This window comes from Amycolatopsis lexingtonensis, assembly GCF_014873755.1.
Classification (GTDB): domain Bacteria; phylum Actinomycetota; class Actinomycetes; order Mycobacteriales; family Pseudonocardiaceae; genus Amycolatopsis; species Amycolatopsis lexingtonensis.
The window spans coordinates 8,355,124-8,375,104 of the sequence record NZ_JADBEG010000001.1 but is presented as its reverse complement, the minus strand read 5'-3'; the positions used below and the strand labels follow the sequence as shown (position 1 = coordinate 8,375,104).

The 19,981-nt window shown below is 69.4% G+C and carries 16 protein-coding genes; 8 read left to right on the top strand and 8 right to left on the bottom strand.

Features of this window, described 5'->3' with window-relative positions; all coding sequences use genetic code 11:
* Nucleotides 1-95: 95 nt before the first annotated feature.
* The 7 genes from H4696_RS38985 to H4696_RS38955 all read right to left on the bottom strand — a co-directional run bounded on the left by H4696_RS38985 (nt 96) and on the right by H4696_RS38955 (nt 8,641).
* Nucleotides 96-1,499 (bottom strand): GH1 family beta-glucosidase, encoded by a 1,404-nt coding sequence (locus H4696_RS38985; protein ID WP_086864253.1) that lies wholly within the window; start codon nt 1,497-1,499, stop codon nt 96-98.
* Nucleotides 1,500-1,540: 41 nt separating this feature from the next.
* Nucleotides 1,541-2,533, bottom strand: coding sequence for an ABC transporter ATP-binding protein (locus tag H4696_RS38980; protein ID WP_192782779.1), 993 nt, complete (start codon nt 2,531-2,533; stop codon nt 1,541-1,543).
* On the bottom strand, nt 2,530-3,513 hold the full coding sequence (locus H4696_RS38975) for an ABC transporter permease (protein WP_086864251.1): 984 nt from the start codon (nt 3,511-3,513) through the stop codon (nt 2,530-2,532). Before H4696_RS38975 ends, H4696_RS38980 begins: the two co-directional genes overlap by 4 nt.
* A gap of 1 nt (nt 3,514) precedes the next feature.
* On the bottom strand, nt 3,515-4,495 hold the full coding sequence (locus H4696_RS38970) for an ABC transporter permease (protein ID WP_086864250.1): 981 nt from the start codon (nt 4,493-4,495) through the stop codon (nt 3,515-3,517).
* On the bottom strand, nt 4,492-5,559 hold the full coding sequence (locus H4696_RS38965; protein ID WP_086864249.1) for an ABC transporter ATP-binding protein: 1,068 nt from the start codon (nt 5,557-5,559) through the stop codon (nt 4,492-4,494). Before H4696_RS38965 ends, H4696_RS38970 begins: the two co-directional genes overlap by 4 nt.
* An 18-nt stretch (nt 5,560-5,577) precedes the next feature.
* Nucleotides 5,578-7,248, bottom strand: a complete 1,671-nt coding sequence (locus tag H4696_RS38960) for an ABC transporter substrate-binding protein (protein WP_169735156.1) — start codon at nt 7,246-7,248, stop codon at nt 5,578-5,580.
* Nucleotides 7,249-7,453: 205 nt separating this feature from the next.
* On the bottom strand, nt 7,454-8,641 hold the full coding sequence (locus tag H4696_RS38955) for an ROK family transcriptional regulator (protein WP_086864248.1): 1,188 nt from the start codon (nt 8,639-8,641) through the stop codon (nt 7,454-7,456).
* A 132-nt stretch (nt 8,642-8,773) separates the two neighbouring features.
* Between H4696_RS38955 and H4696_RS38950 the strand changes: the two genes are divergently transcribed.
* From H4696_RS38950 to H4696_RS38925, 6 genes are all read left to right on the top strand, one after another.
* Nucleotides 8,774-10,009: an ROK family transcriptional regulator gene (locus H4696_RS38950; protein WP_086864247.1), complete on the top strand. Its 1,236-nt coding sequence runs from the start codon at nt 8,774-8,776 to the stop codon at nt 10,007-10,009.
* Nucleotides 10,010-10,680: 671 nt separating this feature from the next.
* Entirely contained in the window at nt 10,681-11,895 is a 1,215-nt protein-coding gene (locus tag H4696_RS38945; protein ID WP_086864468.1) for a glycoside hydrolase family 16 protein, read from the top strand.
* 24 nt (nt 11,896-11,919) lie between these two features.
* Nucleotides 11,920-12,984 carry a glycoside hydrolase family 75 protein gene (locus H4696_RS38940; protein ID WP_249027210.1) on the top strand — a complete coding sequence of 355 codons (1,065 nt, stop codon included), beginning with the start codon at nt 11,920-11,922 and terminating at the stop codon, nt 12,982-12,984.
* Complete coding sequence (locus tag H4696_RS38935) at nt 12,981-14,834, top strand: ricin-type beta-trefoil lectin domain protein (RefSeq protein ID WP_169735169.1); 1,854 nt, start codon at nt 12,981-12,983, stop codon at nt 14,832-14,834. The genes H4696_RS38940 and H4696_RS38935 overlap by 4 nt, the downstream gene beginning before the upstream one ends.
* Nucleotides 14,831-16,183: a chitinase gene (locus H4696_RS38930; RefSeq protein ID WP_086864469.1), complete on the top strand. Its 1,353-nt coding sequence runs from the start codon at nt 14,831-14,833 to the stop codon at nt 16,181-16,183. Before H4696_RS38935 ends, H4696_RS38930 begins: the two co-directional genes overlap by 4 nt.
* A gap of 255 nt (nt 16,184-16,438) precedes the next feature.
* Nucleotides 16,439-17,092 (top strand): DNA alkylation repair protein, encoded by a 654-nt coding sequence (locus H4696_RS38925; protein ID WP_192782778.1) that lies wholly within the window; start codon nt 16,439-16,441, stop codon nt 17,090-17,092.
* Here the strand turns inward: H4696_RS38925 and H4696_RS38920 are convergent, their stop codons facing one another.
* Nucleotides 17,093-17,815 (bottom strand): GntR family transcriptional regulator, encoded by a 723-nt coding sequence (locus tag H4696_RS38920; RefSeq protein WP_086860207.1) that lies wholly within the window; start codon nt 17,813-17,815, stop codon nt 17,093-17,095.
* 115 nt (nt 17,816-17,930) lie between these two features.
* Here H4696_RS38920 and H4696_RS38915 point away from each other — a divergent pair, with 115 nt between their 5' ends.
* Nucleotides 17,931-19,175, top strand: a complete 1,245-nt coding sequence (locus H4696_RS38915) for an MFS transporter (RefSeq protein WP_086860205.1) — start codon at nt 17,931-17,933, stop codon at nt 19,173-19,175.
* A 10-nt stretch (nt 19,176-19,185) separates the two neighbouring features.
* A complete protein-coding gene (locus H4696_RS38910) occupies nt 19,186-19,980 on the top strand; it encodes a putative hydro-lyase (RefSeq protein ID WP_086860203.1) in 795 nt (264 codons plus the stop codon).
* Nucleotide 19,981: the final 1 nt, after the last annotated feature.

The following is a 19,981-nucleotide window of genomic DNA, read 5'->3' as shown; positions in this document are numbered from 1 at the left end:
CCAGGATCGGCTACCGATCCGAAGGTAGGGAGATCCCGGGGACGAAACCATGGGGTGAGCCACCACGACCGTGGTGGGGCTCACCCCACCGCCGTTCAGCTGCCCCGCACCCGCCGGACGGTGTCGCGGTAGAAGTAGCCGCTCTGCTTGATCGCCCGCTCCTGCGTCTCGTAGTCCACCCGGATCAGCCCGAACCGCTTCGCGTACCCGTAAGCCCACTCGAAGTTGTCCAAAAGGGACCAGGCGAAGTACCCCCGCACGTCCGCCCCCGCCTCACGCGCCGCCGCCACGGCCGCGATGTGTGAAGCCAGGTAAGCCGTCCGCTGCTCGTCGCGGACGAAGCCGGACGAGTCCGGGTCGTCGTCGAACGCCGAGCCGTTCTCGGTGATGTACATCGGGAGGCCCGGGTAGTCGCGGCCGAGGCGGGTCAGCAGCTCGGTGAACTTGCCCGGCAGGATCTCCCAGCCCATCGCCGTCGTCGGCTCGCCGAACGGGACCACTCGCGAAGCCGGCGCCCCGTCCTCGTCTACGGAAGAGCCGTTCTCGTCCACGCCCGAGAACTGCTGGCCGAAGTAGTAGTTCACGCCCAGGAAGTCCAGCGGCGTCGAAATGATCGACAGGTCGCCGTCCTGGACCGGGAGCTTCACCCCGCGGTCGGCCAGGTCCGCCACCACGTCTTCCGGGTACCGCCCGTGCACCAGCGGGTCCAGGTAGACGCGGACGCCGAGGCCGTCCGCCTGGCGGGCCGCGCGGACGTCTTCCTCGGAGTCGGTCGCCGGGTCGGCCGTGCACATGTTGAGCGTGATGCCGAACTGCGTGTCCGCCGGGGCGGCCTCGCGCATCCGCTGCGTCGCGAGCCCGTGGCCGAGCAGCAGGTGGTGCACCGCGTGCAGGCCGGCCGCGTAGTCCCGGCGCCCGGGCGCCATCACGCCGTGGACGTACCCGTGCATCGCCGAGCACCACGGCTCGTTCAGTGTCGTCCAGTGCCGGACGCGGTCGGAAAGCCGGTCGAACACCAGCATCGCGTAGTCCGCGAACCGGTACGCCGTGTCACGCGCCGGCCAGCCGCCCGCGTCCTCCAGCTCCTGCGGCAGGTCCCAGTGGTACAGCGTCAGCCACGGCGTGATCCCGCGGCTCAGCGTCTCGTCGACCAGCCGGTCGTAGAAGCCGATCCCCGCCTCGTTGACGCCGCCGCGGCCGCGCGGCTGGACCCGGGGCCACGCCACGGAAAAGCGGTACGTGTCCGCGCCCAATTCTTGCACGAGCTCGATGTCCGACGGCATCCGGTGGTAGTGGTCGCACGCCACGTCACCGTTGTCGTTGTTGTCGATCGCCCACGGGACCTGGCAGAAGGTGTCCCAGATGGACGGTGTGCGTCCGTCTTCCGCGACCGCGCCTTCGATCTGGTACGCGGCGGTGGCCACGCCCCAGCGGAAGTCCGGCGGCAGGGTGTCGATCAGCGCCTGCTGGTCGGCGGTCGCGGCGGTGGTCTCGGTCAAGGCAGCACTCCTCCAGTGGTACCGGACAGGGCGGACGGCATTCAGGGGGTGGCCACCGGGTGCAGCCAGCACGCGACTTCACGCGCCGGGTCACCCGGGGTGCCCAGCAGCGGGACGCGGTCGGGGCAGGGCTCGAAAGCCTTGGGGCAGCGCGGGTGGAACGCGCAGCCGGCCGGCATCCCCCGCGTGTCCGGTGGCGAACCGGGGATCCCGGCCAGCTCGCGCCGCGGCCCGCGCAGCGCGGGGAACGAGTTCAGCAGGCCGTGGCTGTACGGGTGCAGCGCGTCCCGGTAGAGGTCCGCGGCCGGCGCCTGCTCGACGATCCGGCCGCCGTACATGATCGCGATCCGGTCCGAGAACTCCACCAGCAGTGAGAGGTCGTGCGTGATGAACAGGACCGAGAAACCCAGCCGTTCCCGCAGTTCCACGAGCTGGCCGAGGATCTGCCGCTGCATCACGACGTCGAGCGCCGTCGTCGGCTCGTCCATGATGACGACCCGCGGCTCGAGCGCGAGCGCCATCGCGATCATCACGCGCTGCCGCATGCCGCCGGAGAGCTGGTGGGGGTACGCCTCCAGGCGGTCAGCCGAAATGCCGACCAGCTTGAGCAGGTCGCGGGCCCGCGCCACCCGGCCCGCTTTCGTGGTCCGCGGTTCGTGCGCCTTGATGACGTCGACGAGCTGCGTGACTACCTTGTGCACCGGGTTCAGCGAGTTCATCGCGCCCTGGAACACGATGGACGTCTCCGCCCAGCGGAAGCCCCGGAGCTGCTTGTCCGTCAGCTTCAGCACGTCGTACGGCTCGCCGTCGGCGGGGTGGTAGATCACCTCGCCGCCCCGGATGACACCCGGCGGCGCGAGCAGCCGCGTCAGCCCGTAGGCCAAAGTGGACTTCCCGCTGCCGCTTTCCCCGGCCAGACCGAGGACTTCGCCGCGGTGGAGCGTCAGGTGCACGTCCCGGACCGCGCGCACGGCCTCGTCGCCGACGCCGTAGTCGACGTCGAGACCCTTGATCTCCAGTACCGGGTCCATCATGGCGTTTCCTCTCGCCCGAGCACGGGCGTGAAGCCCACTCGCATGCGGTGCGTCTTCCCGTCGGCGCCGCGCACGCGCGCCTTGCCGCTGCCGCGCAGCCGCGGGCTGACGAACTCGTCGATGCCGAAGTTGAGCAGGGACAGCGCGGTGCCGAGGATCGCGATCGCCAGCCCGGCCGGCACGAACCACCACCACGCGCCCTGCGCGAGGGCCTGCTGGCTCTGCGCCCAAAACAGGATCGTGCCCCAGTTCCAGTTGGACAGTCCCGAGACGCCGACGAACGCCAGCGTGATCTCGGACATCACCGCGAAGATCACCGTGCCGACGAAGCTGGACGCGATCACCGCGGTCAGGTTCGGCAGGATCTCGAAGAAGATGATCCGCCACGTCGACTCGCCGGTCGCCCGCGCGGCTTCGACATATTCCCGGCCGCGCAAGGACAACGTCTGCGCCCGGAGCACGCGCGCGCCCCACGCCCACGACGTGAACCCGATGATCACCGCCACCAGGATGTCGCCGCCGGTGGGCACCGCGCTGCCGACGATGATGATCAGCGGCAGCGCCGGGATCACCAGGAACACATTGGACAGTGCGGAGAGGCCTTCACCGGTGTTGCCGCCGAGGTAGCCGGAGGCCACGCCGACGACGACGGCGAGGATCGTCGCCACCACGCCGGCGGCCAGCCCGACCAGCATGACGCTGCGCGTGCCGACCACGACCTGGCTGAAGATGTCCTGGCCGAGGTGGGTGGTGCCGAACCAGTGCCGTCCGGACGGCCCTTCGAGCAGATCGCTGCTGCGCGCCGACGGGTCGTACGGCGCGATCCACTCGCCGATGACCGCGATCACCAGGAAGAAGACGATCACGGCCAGGCCGGTGCCGGTCTTGCCGCCGGCCAGGAACCGGAACCGGCGCCGCCGCGCCACCGCGTCGATCGGGAGGGCTTGGGCGGCTTTGACGTCCGCCGCGGGTACGGCCATGTCAGCCCTCCTTCCGGGTGCGCGGGTCGAGCGCGAGGTAGGCGACGTCGGCGAACAGGTTCGCCACGAGCACGGACAGCGTGATGATCAGGAAGATGCCCTGCATCAGCGGGTAGTCCTGCGAGCCGACCGCCTGGAACAGCTGGAACCCGACGCCGGGGTAGGAGAAGACGATCTCCACCAGCAGCGTCCCGCCGACGATGAAGCCCAGCGCCAGCGCGAAGCCGGACACGCTCGGCAGCAGCGCGTTGCGCGCCGCGTACCCGACCATGACTCGGCGCTCGGGCAGGCCCTTGGCGTGCGCGACCGTCACGTAGTCCTCCGAAGCGACGGTGACCATCATGTTGCGCATGCCCAGGATCCAGCTGCCCATCGAGCTGATCAGGATGGTGAGCGCGGGCAGCAGGCTGTGCTGGATGGCGCTGCCGATGAACGTGCCGTCCCAGCCCGGGATCGTGCCCGGGTCGTAGCCGCCCGACGACGGGAAGAAGCTCCCCGGGCCGGCCAGCAGCGTCAGCGCGATCAGGCCGAGCCAGAAGTACGGGATCGACGAGAGGAACGTCGTCACCGGCAGCAGGCCGTCGACCCACGAGCCGCGCTTCCAGCCGGCGACCACGCCGAGGCCGGTGCCGATGGCGAAGCCGACGATCGTGGTGATGCCGACCAGGATGATCGTCCACGGCAGGCTGTCGCCGAGCAGCTCGGACACCGGGGTCGGGAAGAACGTGAACGAGATCCCGAGATCGCCGCGGAAAAGCTGGCCCCAGTAGTCGAAGTACTGGGAGACCAGGCTTTCGTTCTTGTCGAGTCCGAACAGGACGTACAGCGACTGGATCGCGTCCGCGCTGAGCATGCCCTGGTTCTTCGCGATCAGCGACTGCACCGGGTCGCCCGGGATCAGCCGCGGGATGAAGAAGTTGATGGTGACGGCGGCCCACGCGGTGAAGACGTAGAAGAGCAGCCGTTGCAGCAGGTACCTCATCGGGCGGCCCCGTCGTACAGCCAGCACGCGGCCCAGTGCCCGGGTGCGTCGTCGACGTCGAAGCGCGGCGGCAGGTCGGTCTTGCACCGCTCCATCACCACCGGGCAGCGCGGGTGGAACCGGCAGCCGGACGGCGGGTCGATCAGGCTCGGCGGTTCGCCGGCCCCGCGCTCGGCGGGCGTCTCCCCGGGCTTGGCCCCGCCGGCGATCCGGTCGGGGTCGGGCGCGGAGTCGATGAGCAACCGCGTGTAGGGGTGCGCCGGCCGTTGCGTGATGGTCTCGCTGTCGCCGCCCTCGACCATCCGGCCCGCGTACATCACCATCGTCTCGTCGGCGAAGTAGCGCGCCGACGCGATGTCGTGCGTGATGTACAGGATCGCCAGGTGCAGGCGTTCCTTGAGGTCCCGCAACAGGTTCAGCACGCCGAGCCGGATGGAGACGTCCAACATGGACACCGGCTCGTCGGCCAGCAGGGCTTCCGGGTCGGCGCCGAGCGCCCGCGCGATCGCGACGCGCTGGCGCTGGCCGCCGGACAGCTCGTGCGGGAACTTGTCGATGTACCGCTCCGGCGGCGTCAGCTGCACCCGGGAAAGCAGTTCGTGCAACGACTTCTCGAGGTCGTCGCCCGCTCGGCCGTGGATCTTCAGCGCCCGCGTCAGGTGGTAGCGCACGGTGTGCACCGGGTTCAGCGACGCGAACGGGTCCTGGAAGATCATCTGCACCCGGCGGGCGTAGGCGCGGAACGCCTTGCCGTGCTTGACGTCCACCGCTTCGCCGTGCAGCCGGATGTCACCGGCCGTGCGCGGGTAGAGCCCCGCGAGCAGGCGCGCGACCGTCGACTTGCCCGAACCGGACTCGCCGACCAGCGCGGTGACCCGGCCCCGCCGCAGCGTCAGGGTCACGTCGTCGACGGCCTGGATGCTGCGCTTCGGGCCGGTCAGCGCGGCCCGGCCGCGTCGCCGGAGGGGGAAGTGCTTGGTGAGCCCCGCCGCCTCGAGGACAACGGGGAGGTCCCCCTCCGACCCGACGGCGACGGGGTCGGAGGGGGACTGCTCGGTCGTCACAGCTGATTCCGCCATCGATCAGGCCGACGGCTTCAGGTGCAGGACGATGTCGAGCGCGTTGCGCAGCGTCGGCTGGGCCGGCGCGTACGGGTTGGCCTCGTCCGGCCAGCCCGTCCAGTTCTTCGTGCTGTACTCGCCACCGGAGTTGGCCGCCGAGGTCGGGACCATCGGCTGCTGGTCGATCATGATCTTCTGCAGCGTCGCCATCGCGGCGGTGCGGGCGGCGTCGTCCTCGGCGTTCGCGTAGGTCTCGAGCGCCTTGGTCGCCTCGTCGTTCTTGAAGCGGCCGTAGTTGCCGTTGATGCCACCCTGGCCGGTCGGCTTGTAGCGGCTGCCGTCCATCACGTCGCGGTACATGTCGTACGGCGTCGCACCGTCGTTGGTCCAGTGCATCAGGCCTTCGAAGTCACCGGTGTCGACCGACTTGATCCACGCGTCCTGGTTCATCTTCTCGACCGTGGCGGTGATGCCGATCTGTGCCAGGTTGTCCTTGATGATCTCCAGGTCGGTGATGTAGTCCGACCAGCCCGACGGGACGGTGAGCTTGAGGGTGACCGGCTTGCCGCTCGGGTCGGCCAGCTTGTCGCCGTTGAACTTGTAGCCCGCGCCGGTCAGCAGCGACTTGGCGCCCGGGACGTCGACCTTGACCGTCTGCCCCTTGTACTGCGGTGCGATGAACGGGTCGCCCGCCGGCGTGGGGATGCCGGTGACCTGGTCGTTCTTCGGGTAGAAGTAGCCGGCCTCGCCCTGGTTGAAGATGTCGTCGCGGTTGATCACCTTGCTGACCGCCTGACGCAGCTTCGCGTCGTTCCAGGGCGCCTTCTCGGTGTTGAACCACAGGCCGTGGACGGCCAGCTGCGCGGGGAACCACAGCTTGTAGTGCTGCGGGTCCTTGCTGGTGTAGACCGCCTTGTAGTTCGGGATGAAGACGAAGCTCCACTCCGACGCGCCGCTGACCAGCGCGCTCACCTGCGCGTTGTTGTCGGTGTAGGAGGTGTAGCGGATCTCCTTGACCTTCGGCGCTTCCTGCCAGTAGCCGTCCCGGCGGGTGACGATCATCGTCTGCGGCGTGGCCGACTTCAGCGTGTACGGGCCGGTGCCGATCGGGTTCTTCACGGTGTCGAGCGCCGGGTCCTTGATGCCCTGCCAGACGTGCTTGGGCACGACGAGGGTCTGCAGGATCTTGAGCTGGTTGACGAACTGGGAGCTCTCGAAGCCCAGCGTCACCTGGTTGCCGGCGGCGGCGATGTCCTTGTACGGCACGGCGTCGACGTTCAGCGCCTTGTTGTCGCGCAGCAGCTGGAACGTGTAGGCGACGTCTTCGGCGGTCATCGGCTGGCCGTCGGAGAACTTGACGCCGTCACGGATGGTGAGAACGAGCTTCTTGTAGTTGTCCGTCCAGTCCCATTTCGTCGCCAGCCACGGCTTGCCCGGCTCCTGCGGCTTGACGCGGTTGTGCATGACCAGGGGCTCGTAGATCATCCAGCGGTAGCCCATGTTGGACAGGGCCGACGTCTCGAGGAACGGGTTGTTGTTCTCCGACTGCGGGCCGTCGGGCTTGCCGACGTTGAGCACGGCGTCCGGGTTGCCTTGAGCGGCGTTCGAGCTGCCGCTGCCTCCGCACGCGGTCAGGCCGCCCAGGGCCATTACGGCTACTAGCGCTGCGACGATGGAGCGCTTGACTCGCATCGGATCCTCCTGGTCATCGACGACTTACCTGTGTCGACTGGTAGCGAGCCCCGACCGCCGGCGACCGAACGACGTCGAGAAGTCAACCCGGGTGACTCGGGTCACGTCAATAACACGGTGGTAACGTTTTGTGCCTAAGTTTAAGTACTGAAAGAACTGGCGGTCTGGACCTGTCCGTCGGACTACTCCTTGCGACGCAAGGAAATCAGCCGGTCCGGCCCCCGCTGGCCAGCAACTGCGCGATCGGCAGCGTCGCCGCGCCGAGCGCGACGGCCTCCGGCCCGAGCCGGCCGAGGACGACCTCGGTGCGCCCGGCGAGGTAGTCGAGCGCGTGGCGGCCGACGGCGTCGCGGACGGCGGGCAGGATCGCCGGGCCCATGATCGCGCCCGCCGAACCGGCGAGCACCACCCGGTCCGGGCTGAGCAGGTTGATCAGGTTCGCGATGCCGATCCCCAGGTATTCGCCGGTTTCGGCGAGCACGTCCGCGGCGGCGCCCGGTTCGACGGCCGCCGCCACGATGTGCGCGAGTTCGATGTCGCTTTCGTCCCCGATGACCGGCTGTTTGCCGACGCGGGCGGCGTAGTGCCGGACGACAGCCTCGGTGCCGACGTAGGCCTCCAGGCAGCCGTGCGAGCCGCACCGGCAGGGCGCACCGCCCGCCTTGACGACGGTGTGGCCCCACTCGCTGGTCGTGATGCCGGGGTGCGACCGCCCGGCCGTGGCGACGGCGGCGCCGACCCCGACGCCGAGCAGGGCGACGATGGCGCGTTCGGCACCCCGGCCGGCCCCGCGCCAGGTCTCCGCCTGGCCGAGCGTGCGGGCCCGGTTGTCCAGGTGGAGAGGCGCGTCGATGTGCGGGTGGATGAGGTCGCCGAAGGCCACGCCGCGCCAGCCGAGGGTGGGCGCGTGCACGATCCCGCCGTCGCGGACCGCGCCGGGCACCCCGATGCCGACGCCGAACACCATGTCCGGCTCGCCGTCTTCCAGCACTTCGGCAATGCCGGTGCGCACCAACCCGGCGACTTCGCCCGGGTCGAGCCGGGTGCCGACGAGCGGGTGGCGCACCGTGCCGAGGGTGCCGAGCGCGCAGTCGAACAGGCCGACCTCGACGTGGGTTTCGCCGACGTCGACGCCCACGACGTGCCCGAAGTCGGGCCGCACGGCGAGCAGCGTCCGCGGCCGCCCGCCGTCCGATTCGACCGAACCGGCCTCGGCGACGACGCCGTCGGCGATGAGCTCGGAGACGACGTTGGTAACGGTGGCGGCCGAAAGTCCCGATTCAGCTACTAGTTCCAGCCTGCTGACGGGGCCGCGGAGGTACAGGGAGGAGAGGAGTGCCGCGCGGTTGTGCCGTCGGAGGTCTCGGGTTGTCTGACGCACCACCTGGGTCACCTGGGGGATTGTGCCAGACACCCACCGTGCGACCATCAGTTCGGGACTTAGTTCACCACTTAATACATAGCCACAACTTACGGTGATCAGGCATCCTGGTCGAAGCCGGTAAGAGTTTCAGATGGGTTGCCCATGGCGAGCAAGCGCACCACCGTCCGTGATCTGCGGCGGCACAACCGTTCCCTGCTGCTGTCGAAACTGTACTTCGACGGCCCGCTGTCGCGGCACGAACTCAGCCAGCTCACCGGATTGAGCGCCGCGACGGTCAGCAACGTGACCGCGGAACTGGGCGAGGAACGCCTCATCACGGAGGCCGGCCAGGTGGAGTCCGACGGCGGCCGCCCGCGCGTGCTGCTGCGCGTCGACCCGGCGTACGGGCACGTGGCCGGCGTCGACATCGGCGAAACCGGCGTCAAGGTGGAGCTGTTCGACCTGGCGATGAACCGGCTCGCCACGGTGGAGCACCCGCTCCCGAAGGCCCCGGACGCGGCGACGGCGGTCGAGCAGGTGACGTCAGGGCTCCGCGAGGTGTTCGCGACGGCGGGCATCGACGAATCGGCGGTGCTGGGCGTGGGCATCGGCGTCCCGGGCACGGTCGAGCAAGGCGCACGGGTGCTGGTGCACGCCCCGACGGTGGGCTGGGACGCGGTCCCGCTGGTCTCGCTGCTGCGCGACGCGGGAGTCGGGCTGCCGCTGTTCGTGGACAACGGCGCGAAGACGCAGGGCCAGGCGGAGATGTGGTTCGGCGCGGGCCGCGGCGCCCGCCACGCGGTGATCGCCCTGATCGGCTCGGGCGTCGGCGCGGCGGTGGTGACGGACGGAACGACGTACCGCGGCTCGACGAGCAGCGCGGGCGAGTGGGGCCACACGACGATCGCGTACGGCGGCCAGGAGTGCCGCTGCGGCGCGCGGGGTTGCCTGGAGGCGTACATCGGCGCGGGCGGCGTGCTGGCCCGGTACCGGCGGGCGCGCGGCAAGGACGTCTCGGGCGAGGACGAGCAGGCCCAGTTCACGGCGTTGCTGGAGGCGGCAGCTCGGTCGAAGACGGCGGCTCGCGTCCTCGACGAGACGGCGGGGTACCTGGGCGCGGGGATCGCGAACTTGATCAACTTGTTCAACCCGGAGCGGATAGTGATCGGCGGCTGGGCCGGGCTGGCGCTGGGCGAGCAGCTGCTGCCGCGGATTCGCGCGGTGGCCGGGGAGCATGCGTTGCGGCACCCGTTCAGCCAGACGTCGATCCAGCTGGGGTCGCTGGGGCTGGACGCGGTGGCGACCGGGGCGGCGACGTTGCCGGTGGCGGATTTGCTGGAGCAGGGGGCGACGTCGCGGCTGGCGAAGCCGGGCGCACCGGATTCGGATGCGGCGTAGCGGAGGGTCGCCCGCCGCGAGGTCGAGCGTGCTGGTGCGCGCCAGTGCCATCCACGCACGGCGGCTTTGCTGCCGGTGTTCTCGGTGCGGTCGGGTGGTGCCGGTGGCTGCCGTGGTGTCGCGAATGGGTCATTGGGGACCTCGGAGGTCCCGAATGAGTCATTCGCGACCTCGCTGAGCAGCGCCCCACCAGCAGGGCCCACCCTCCCAGGGGGACCGCCCCGCTCCAGCGTATCCAGCCGCCCCGACAAAACCCGCCGGATTCCCGCCTCGGCGCCCGGTTGTCCCCACCCGAGCCAAGTTGTGGACAACCGACCCGGCAAGCGCCCACCCACCGGCCGGACCACCCGCACGACCCAGCCCGGCAACCACGAACCGAGCCACCCGTGCCCCGCTCACCGGGACCCCGCCACCAGCGACGACCCACCCACCCCCGGCACCCACCCACCCTTAATTCGGGTTGAAAAAAAATGACCGGCCGACTGTTGCCCGGCTTGTCTGGACCATGCATACTTTGTTGCCAGACACAACAAAGCACCCGTCCCCGAGCCACCCCGCCCCGGCTCGAGGGCCTGACCGCGCCTGCCGCCGCCCCGGCATGCGCGGCCCCTCCCCGCGTTCCGTGCTGCGCGCGGAACGCCGTCCCCCCAACGGCAAGAGAGGCGACAACGATGTCCACCTCGAAGTTCCGCAAGAGATGGGCGGCGCTCTTCGCCGCCTGCTCGCTGCTCGTCCTCGGGCAGCAGGCCCTGACCGCGCCGGCCGCCGAAGCCGCGGCCACCTTCACCGATGACTTCAACGGGCCCGCCGGGTCGGCCGTCGACGGGTCGAAGTGGCAGCTCGAGACCGGCGACAACGTCAACAACCACGAGCGGCAGTACTACACCTCCGGCACGAACAACGCCCAGCTCGACGGGCAGGGCCACCTCGTCATCACGGCCAAGAAGGAAAACCCCGGCAACTACAACTGCTGGTACGGCCGCTGCGAGTACACCTCCGCGCGGATGAACACCGCCGGCCGGTTCAGCCAGGCCTACGGCCACTTCGAGACGCGCATGAAACTCCCGCGCGGGCAAGGCATGTGGCCCGCGTTCTGGATGCTCGGCGGCGGGAACTGGCCCACCGACGGCGAAATCGACATCATGGAGAACGTCGGGTTCGAGCCGAACACCGTGCACGGCACCATCCACGGGCCCGGGTACTCCGGCTCCGGCGGCATCGGCGCGGCCTACAACGGACCGAACTTCTCCGACGACTTCCACACCTACGCCATCGACTGGGCGCCCAACCAGATCAAGTGGTACGTCGACGGGAACCTCTACCAGACGCGCACCCCGGCCGACCTGAACGGCAACCGCTGGGTCTACGACCACAATTTCTTCCTCATCCTGAACCTCGCCGTCGGCGGGTACTGGCCCGGCGATCCCAACAGCAGCACGCAGTTCCCGCAGCAGCTGGTCGTCGACTACGTGCACGTCACCGACACCTCGGGCGGCGGCAGCGGCCGGACCGGCACCATCACCGGCATCGGTGGAAAGTGCGTCGACGTCGCCGGCGCGAACAGCGCCAACGGGACGCCCATCCAGATCACCGACTGCAACGGAAACGCCGCCCAGAGCTGGACGATCGGCACCGACGGCACCATCCGCGCGCTCGGCAAGTGCATGGACGTCGCCGCCGCGGGCACCGCGGACGGGACACCCGTGCAGCTCTACGACTGCAACGGAACCGGCGCCCAGCAGTGGGTCGTCACCGGGGCGCGCGACATCGTGAACCCCAACGCGAACAAGTGCCTCGACGCGACGGGCAACAGCTCCGCGAACGGCACCCGCCTGCAGATCTGGACCTGCACCGGCGGCACCAACCAGAAGTGGACCACTCCCTGATCTTTACCCCATAAGGAGAATCGAGTGCGGCGAATCCTCGTCGCGCTAATGGGGTGTGCCCTGTTAGCGCTTTCCCTGACCACCGGTTCCGCCCAAGCTGCGGTCGAAGCGGGCCCGTCCGCGAGCCAGCTGCTCGCCAAAACCCAGAACTGCCAGCAGATCTCCAACGGCAAGTATTCCTTCGACGAAGGCGGCGCGGCCACCGTGCCCGTCTGCCAGACCCCCGGCGCCGTGTTCTTCACCGCCGACATGGACATCGACTGCGACGGCGTCCGCACCACGCAGTGCAACGAGAACACCGACTGCTGCTTCTACCCCGACACCGCGTTCCACACCTCGACCGACCAGCCGCTCAACGCGGCGCAGCTCCCGTACATCGTCCTCCCGCAGCCGACGTCCACTTGGGACTACCGCAACTACGGGATCGACGGCGGTTCGGTCGTGGCGGTGATCTACAACAACCAGGTCACCTACGCGGTCGTCGGCGACACCGGCCCGACGAGCATCATCGGCGAGGCGTCCTACGCCACCGCCGTCAGCCTCGGCATCAACCCCGACCCGAAGAACGGCGGCACCGAAGGCCCGGTCACCTACGTCGTGTTCCCGAACACGCACGTCGACCCGATCGAAAACCACGCGAACGCGGTCAGCCTCGGCGAGCAGGTCGCCACGCAGTTCGTCGGCGGCACGACACCCCCGCCCGCCGGGACGGCCGGGCCGATCAAGGGCATCGGCGGCAAGTGCGTCGACGTCGCGGGCGCGAACAACGCCAACGGCACCGCCGTCCAGCTCTACGACTGCAACGGAACCAACGCTCAACAATGGACGGTCGGCACCGACGGCACGGTGAAAGCACTCGGCAAGTGCCTCGACGTCACCAGCGCGGGCACGGCCGACGGCACGCCGACCCAGCTCTGGGACTGCAACGGCTCGGGTGCCCAGAAGTGGTCGGCGAACGGCTCGCAGAACCTCGTGAACGCCGGCTCGGGCAAGTGCCTCGACGCCACCGGCAACTCCAGCGCCAACGGCACCCGGCTGCAGATCTGGACCTGCGGGTCCGGCGCGAACCAGAAGTGGACGCTCCCATGAGAAAACTGCTCACGCTGCTCGGCGTGACCGCGCTCGCCGCGGCCACCTTCGCCGCGCCCGCGCAGGCCGCGGGCGAGACGGTCAACATCTGGCTCACCACCACCAGCGACTCCGGCGGCCGGACGGTCACCCGCGGCCTCCAGCAGCAGACGCCGATCACGTTCGCCTCGGGCACCGGCACCGGTGGCGTGACCATCAACGTCAACGAAGGCACCACTTACCAACAGTTCGAGGGCGGCGGAGCGTCCTTTACGGACACTGCGGCCTGGCTGATGAACTCCAGCGGCGCGCTTTCCCAGGCCACCCGCGACGACACGATGCGCAAGCTGTTCGACCCGAACAACGGCATCGGGCTGAGCTTCATCCGCAACCCGCTCGGCGCGTCCGACCTGGCCCGCTACAGCTACACCTTCGACGACATGCCGGCCGGCCAGACCGACCCGAACCTGACGCACTTCTCGATCGCCCACGACCAGGCCGACGTGCTGCCGCTGACCAAGCAGGCCAAGCAGCTCAACCCGCAGGCCAAGGTGATGGCGTCGCCGTGGAGCGCGCCGCCGTGGATGAAGGACAACGACAGCTACCTGCTCGGCTGGGTCGAATCGCAGTACTACCCGGCCTACGCGCAGTACTTCGTCAAGTACCTCCAGGCCTACCAGGCCGCGGGCGTGCCGATCGACTACGTCTCGATGCAGAACGAGCCGACGTGCTGCTCGAGCTACCCGTCGACCAACTGGAACGGCGCCGGGCTCGCGTACTTCGCGAAGAACAACCTGCTGCCCGCACTGCAGGGCGCCGGACTGTCCACAAAGGTCCTCGCGCTCGACTGGAACTGGGACACCTACGCCTCCTACGGCGCGCCCACATTGGACGACTCGGCGATCCGGAACCACCCGAACTTCGGGGGCGTCGCCTGGCACGGCTACGGCGGCGACATCGCGCAGCAGACGACGACGCACAACCAGTACCCCGGCGTCAACGCCTACTCGACCGAGCACTCCGGCGGCACCTGGATCTCCAACCAGCAGGCCGAAGACATGAACAACATCGTGGACTACACCCGGAACTGGTCGAAGAGCTTCGTCAAGTGGAGCCTCGGCGTCGACCAGAACATGGGCCCGCACAACGGCGGCTGCGGCACCTGCACCGGCCTGATCACCGTCCACAACGGAGACTCGCGCAGCGGGCAGGTCGACTACACCGTCGAGTACTACACGATGGGCCACCTGACGAAGTTCGTGAAGCCGGGCGCGTACCGGATCGACTCGAACGACAACTCGACCGTCCGCAACGTCGCCTGGAAGAACCCGGACGGCTCGAAGGCGCTGATCGCGTACAACTCGAGCACCGGCAACCAGAGCGTGCGGGTGAACTGGGGCACCTCCTCGTTCAGCTACACCCTGCCCGGCCACACCTCGGCGACGTTCACCTGGAGCGGCAACCAGGGCAACGGCGGCGGCACCGGCAAGACCGGCCCGATCACCGGGCTCGGCGGCAAGTGCGTCGACGTCGCGGGCGCGAACAGCGCCAACGGCACCGCGGTGCAGCTCTACGACTGCAACGGCTCCGCCGCCCAGCAGTGGACCGTCGGCACCGACGGCACGATCCGCGCGCTCGGCAAGTGCCTCGACGTCACCGGGCAGTCCACTGCGGACGGAGCACAGCTGCAGCTCTGGGACTGCGGCGGGACCGCGAACCAGAGATGGGCGGCCACCGCGGCCAAGGACATCGTCGGTGCCGGGTCGAACAAGTGCGTCGACGCGACCGGCAACACCAGTGCCAACGGCACCCGGCTGCAGATCTGGACCTGCACCGGCGCCACCAACCAGAAGTGGAATGTGCCCGCATGAAACTGACAGCGGCATTGGGCGCGCTCGCCGCCGCGTCGGCGCTGGTGCTCGCCCCGGGCGTCGCCCAGGCGGCGACCGGCCCGATCACCGGCATCGGCGGCAAGTGCGTCGACGTCAACGCGGCGAGCACCGCGAACGGCACGGCGATCCAGCTGTACGACTGCAACGGCACCAACGCTCAACAGTGGACAGTCGGGTCCGACGGATCCCTGCAGGCGCTGGGCAAGTGCCTCGACGTGACGAGCGCCGGCACCGCGAACGGCACCACGGTCCAGCTCTGGGACTGCAACGGCTCGGGCGCCCAGAAGTGGACGGCCAACGCGGCGAAGAACCTCGTCAACACCGGCTCGGGCAAATGCCTCGACGCCACCGGCAACTCCAGCGCGAACGGGACGCGGCTGCAGATCTGGACGTGCGCGAGCACGGCCAACCAGCAGTGGACCCTGCCGAGCGGAAACACGACGCCGTCGCCGGGCGTGATGGCCGTGGCGCCGTACCTCTACAACGGCTGGGGCGACCCGCCGAACCCGCAGACGATCCAGAGCGCCACCGGCGTCAAGTGGTTCACGCTCGCGTTCATCCTGTCCAACGGCTACTGCAACCCGCAGTGGGACGGCGGCCGGGCGCTCACCGGCGGTGTCGACCAGAACACGATCAACGCGGTCCGCGCGGGCGGCGGCGACGTCATCCCCTCGTTCGGCGGCTACTCCGGGAACAAGCTGGAGTCCTCGTGCGGCAGCGCGGACGAACTCGCGGCGGGCTACCAGAAGGTGATCAGCGCCTACGGTCTCAAGGCGATCGACATCGACATCGAGGCCGACGCCTACAGCAACCCGACGGTGCAGCAGCGCACGGTCGACGCGCTGAAGACGGTCCGGGCGAACAACCCGGGCATCAAGCTCTACGTCACCTTCGGCACCGGGCAGTCCGGACCGGACAGCAGCCTGGTGAACCGGGCGGCGCAGTCCGGGCTCACGGTCGACGGCTGGGTCATCATGCCGTTCGACTTCGGCGGCGCCGGCCAGAACATGGGCACGCTGACGCAGCGGGCCGCCGAGGGCCTCAAGACCGTCGTCAAGAGTGCGTACGGCTACGACGACGACACCGCCTACCGGCACATGGGCATCTCGTCGATGAACGGCATCACCGACAACAACGAGACGGTCACCCTGAACGACTTCACCACGATCCTGGGCTACGCCAACGCGCACCACCTGGCCCGGTTGACGTTCTGGTCGGCCAACCGCGACCGCCCGTGCCCGGGCGCCTACCCGAACAACGACACCTGTTCGGGTGTTTCCCAGCAGGCGTGGGACTTCACACGCATCTTCGCGCGCTACGCCGGCTGACGACACCACGGGAAAGTCCGTGAATGCCACATCGAGGGACTTTACGTCTCTCAATGTGGCATTCACGGACTTCGGAGTATGGACTGCCGGGCCGCGGCACTGGGGTTGCGGCGACCCGGCAGCGTGGCCCGCCGGCCGCTGGGGGTCTCCGGCGGCGGAACCGCACCGAGGTTATCCAGCGGCGCCGGAGCCAGGCCGGTGCTCGGCCCGTCCGGACGCCAAGCGTGCCCGAACGCGCACCGTAAACTGGTCGCCATGGCGGAGACCGTGGACGAAGTGCTCGCCGAGCTGGCGACCCTCGACGACCCCAAAGCCCGTGCGGTCAACGAAAAGCACGGCGACGACCACGGCGTGAACCTGAGCAAGCTGCGAGCCGTCGCGAAACGGCTGAAAACGCAGCACGACCTCGCCCGCGAACTCTGGCGGACCGACAACACCGCGGCCAAACTGCTCGCGACGCTGATCTGCCGCCCGAAAGCCTTCGACCGCGACGAGCTCGACACCATGCTCCGGACCGCGCGCACCCCCAAGGTGCACGACTGGCTCGTCAACTACGTCGTCAAGAAGAGCCCGCACGCCGAGGAGCTGCGCCAGGCCTGGTTCGCCGATCCCGACCCCGTCGTCGCGAGCGCCGGCTGGGCGTTGACGACCGCCCGCGTGGCCACCATGACCGACGGCCTGACCGAACTCCTCGACGTCATCGAGAAGGAGCTGAAGGACGCCCCGGACCGCCTGCAGTGGGCGATGAACCACTGCCTGGCTCAGATCGGGATCGAGCACGAAAACCTCCGCGCCCGGGCGATCGCCATCGGCGAGCGCCTGGAAGTGCTCAAGGACTACCCGACGCCGCCGAACTGCACGTCGCCGTACGCGCCCGCCTGGATCGCGGAGATGGTGCGACGGCGGTAGCTACTCCGCCGCGATCGCCGCGCGGGCGGCTTCCGCGCGGTCGGCGTACGCCTCGACCAGCTGCTCCTCGGCGTCCTCGAGGTACTTCATCAGCAGCTGCTCCGCGCCCGGCCCGTCGCCCGCCTCGATGCGGTCGAGGATCTCGTGGTTGCGCGGCAGGTAGCGCTCGTGGAACCGGCGCGGCTCGGCCATGATGTGGAAGACCAGCCGCAGCTCGGCGGTCAGCCTGTCGACCAGCTCGTTGACGCGCTCGCTGCCGGACAGCGCGGCCAGCTCCTGGTGGAACCAGACGTTCGCGGTGCCGAGGTCCTTCCAGTTGCCGGAGCGGGCGGCCTCGTCGCCGATGTCGACCTTCTCCTTGATCCGCGCGAAGCTCGCCGGCTTGGCCGTCACCCCGCGGACCGCCGCGCACTCGATGATCTTGCGGACGCGGTAGATGTCGACGACGTCCTCGACGCTCGGGATGCGGACGAAGACCCCGCGGTTGAGCTCGTGGGCCAGCAGCCGCTCGTGCGTGAGCAGCCGGAACGCCTCGCGCAGCGTGTTGCGCGAGACGCCGAGCGCGTTGCCGATGTCCTGCTCGGACAGCCGGCCGCCGGGCAGGAAGAAGCCCTCCGCGATGCGCTTGCGGAGGACGCCGGCGACCCGTTCGGCCGTGCTCTTGCGGCTGACCAGGCCACGGTCGGCCGCCAGGCCCGGCAACCCGCTGTCTTCGATGACCACACTCCGATGGTACCCGTCACACAGGGGACGATCCAATTGCGGTCTTGTGGAATTGTTCAACAATCCCTACCGTGTGAGGCACGCCACGATGAGAGACACTGGCCAGGAGGTGCCCATGACCGCGACCACTGCAACCGAGGCCCGGCCGTTCGACTGGTTCCGCACGCTCGGAAAACGCGGACGGCGCGCCTTCGTCGGCGCGTTCGGCGGCTACGGCCTGGACTCGTTCGACTACCAGACCCTGCCGCTCGGCCTGGCCGCCATCACGGCCTACTTCGGCATTTCGAGCGGTGAAGCCGGCCTGCTCGGCACGACGACGCTGGTCGTGTCGGCCGTCGGCGGCGTCGGCGCGGGCATGCTCGCCGACCGGATCGGCCGCGTCCGCACGCTCCAGATCACCATCGCGATGTACACGATCTTCACCGTGCTCTGCGGGTTCGCGCCGAACTTCGAGACGCTGCTGATCTTCCGCGCGCTGCAGGGCCTGGGCTTCGGCGGCGAGTGGGCCGCCGGCGCGGCGCTGGTCGCGGAGTACTCCTCGGCGCGCTACCGCGGCCGGACCGTGGCGTTCGTGCAGAGCGCGTGGGCGGTCGGCTGGGGCCTGTCGGTGATCGTCTACACCGTGGTGTTCAGCGTCGCGAGCGACGACGTCGCCTGGCGGATCATGTTCTGGACCGGCGTCATCCCGGCGCTGCTCGTGCTGTGGGTGCGCAAGAGCGTCAAGGACGCCCCGCGCGCGGAAGAACGCCTCAAGACCGAACGCCCGAAGGGCACTCTCGGCCAGATCTTCAAGGGCGACCTCGTGCGCACGACGTTCTTCGCCGCGCTGCTGGCCACCGGCGTCCAGGGCGGGTACTACACGATCTCGACGTGGCTGCCGTCCTACCTGAAGAAGACGCGCGAGCTGACCGTGATCGGCACCGGCGGCTACCTCGCGTTCCTCATCACCGGCGCCTTCGTCGGGTACGTCTGCGGCGGCTACCTCACGGACCTGCTGGGGCGCAAGAAAACGTTCCTTACCTTCGCGCTGCTCTCGGCCGCGCTGATCGTCGCGTACACGCAGATCCCCAAGGGCGCCAACGGGCTCGTGCTCGTCCTCGGCTTCCCGCTCGGCTTCTCGATGTCCGCGATCTTCAGCGGCTTCGGGGCGTTCCTCGCCGAGCTGTACCCGACGGCGCTGCGCGGAACGGGACAGGGCTTCACCTACAACTTCGGCCGCGCGGTCGGGGCGATCTTCCCGACCGTGGTGGGCTTCCTCGGCGCGGGCGGGGCCATCGTGTTCGGCGCGCTCGGCTACGGCATCGCCGTGCTCGCACTGCTCGGCCTCCCGGAAACCCGGGGCATCGAACTCGTCGACTGAGGGGGAACTCATGACGACCACGGACGAACCGGCCACGTTCACCCCGGCCCAGGCGCGCGCGGTGTTCCGCCGCGGCACCGCACGGCCGACCACGGGCTGGGCCAACGGCTTCACCCAGACCAACCTGATCGCCGTCCCCGAAGACTGGGCGTACGACGTCCTGCTCTTCTGCACCCGCAACCCGCAGCCGTGCCCGCTGCTCGACGTCACCGACCCCGGCGACCCGGCCACCCGGCTCGCCGAGGGCGCGGACCTGCGCACCGACCTGCCGCGCTACCGGATCTGGCAGAACGGCGCGCTCGCCGGCGAGGTGTCGGACGCGACCGGGCTGTGGCGCAGCGACATGGTCGCCTTCTCGATCGGCTGCAGCTTCACGTTCGAGACGGCGCTGGCTGCCGAGGGCGTCCCGCTGCGGCACGTCGACCAGGGCCGCAACGTCGCGATGTACCTGACGAACCGGCAGTGCGAGCCTGCCGGGCGGCTGTTCGGGCCGATGGTGGTGTCGATGCGCCAGATCCCGGAGGACCGCGTCGACGACGCCATCCGGATCACCCGGGCGATGCCTGCGGTGCACGGCGCCCCGGTGCACATCGGCGACCCCCGCGCGCTGGGGATCGAGGACCTCTCCCGGCCGGACTTCGGCGACCCGGTGGACGCGCACCCCGGCGACGTCCCGGTGTTCTGGGCCTGCGGCGTCACCCCGCAGGCGGCGCTGATGGCGTCGCGGCCCCCCTTTGCGATCACCCACGCGCCGGGGTACATGTTCATCACCGACCGCCACGACAGCGAATACCGGGTGGGCTGAA

Bases quoted from the DNA above. Each gene is read 5' to 3' on its own strand.
- H4696_RS38980 (WP_192782779.1), bottom strand. From the start codon at position 2,533: ATGATGGACCCGGTACTGGAGATCAAGGGTCTCGACGTCGACTACGGC.
- H4696_RS38975 (WP_086864251.1), bottom strand. From the start codon at position 3,513: ATGGCCGTACCCGCGGCGGACGTCAAAGCCGCCCAAGCCCTCCCGATC.
- H4696_RS38970 (WP_086864250.1), bottom strand. From the start codon at position 4,495: ATGAGGTACCTGCTGCAACGGCTGCTCTTCTACGTCTTCACCGCGTGG.
- H4696_RS38960 (WP_169735156.1), bottom strand. From the start codon at position 7,248: ATGCGAGTCAAGCGCTCCATCGTCGCAGCGCTAGTAGCCGTAATGGCC.
- H4696_RS38950 (WP_086864247.1), top strand. From the start codon at position 8,774: ATGGCGAGCAAGCGCACCACCGTCCGTGATCTGCGGCGGCACAACCGT.
- H4696_RS38945 (WP_086864468.1), top strand. From the start codon at position 10,681: ATGTCCACCTCGAAGTTCCGCAAGAGATGGGCGGCGCTCTTCGCCGCC.
- H4696_RS38935 (WP_169735169.1), top strand. From the start codon at position 12,981: ATGAGAAAACTGCTCACGCTGCTCGGCGTGACCGCGCTCGCCGCGGCC.
- H4696_RS38930 (WP_086864469.1), top strand. From the start codon at position 14,831: ATGAAACTGACAGCGGCATTGGGCGCGCTCGCCGCCGCGTCGGCGCTG.
- H4696_RS38925 (WP_192782778.1), top strand. From the start codon at position 16,439: ATGGCGGAGACCGTGGACGAAGTGCTCGCCGAGCTGGCGACCCTCGAC.
- H4696_RS38915 (WP_086860205.1), top strand. From the start codon at position 17,931: ATGACCGCGACCACTGCAACCGAGGCCCGGCCGTTCGACTGGTTCCGC.
- H4696_RS38910 (WP_086860203.1), top strand. From the start codon at position 19,186: ATGACGACCACGGACGAACCGGCCACGTTCACCCCGGCCCAGGCGCGC.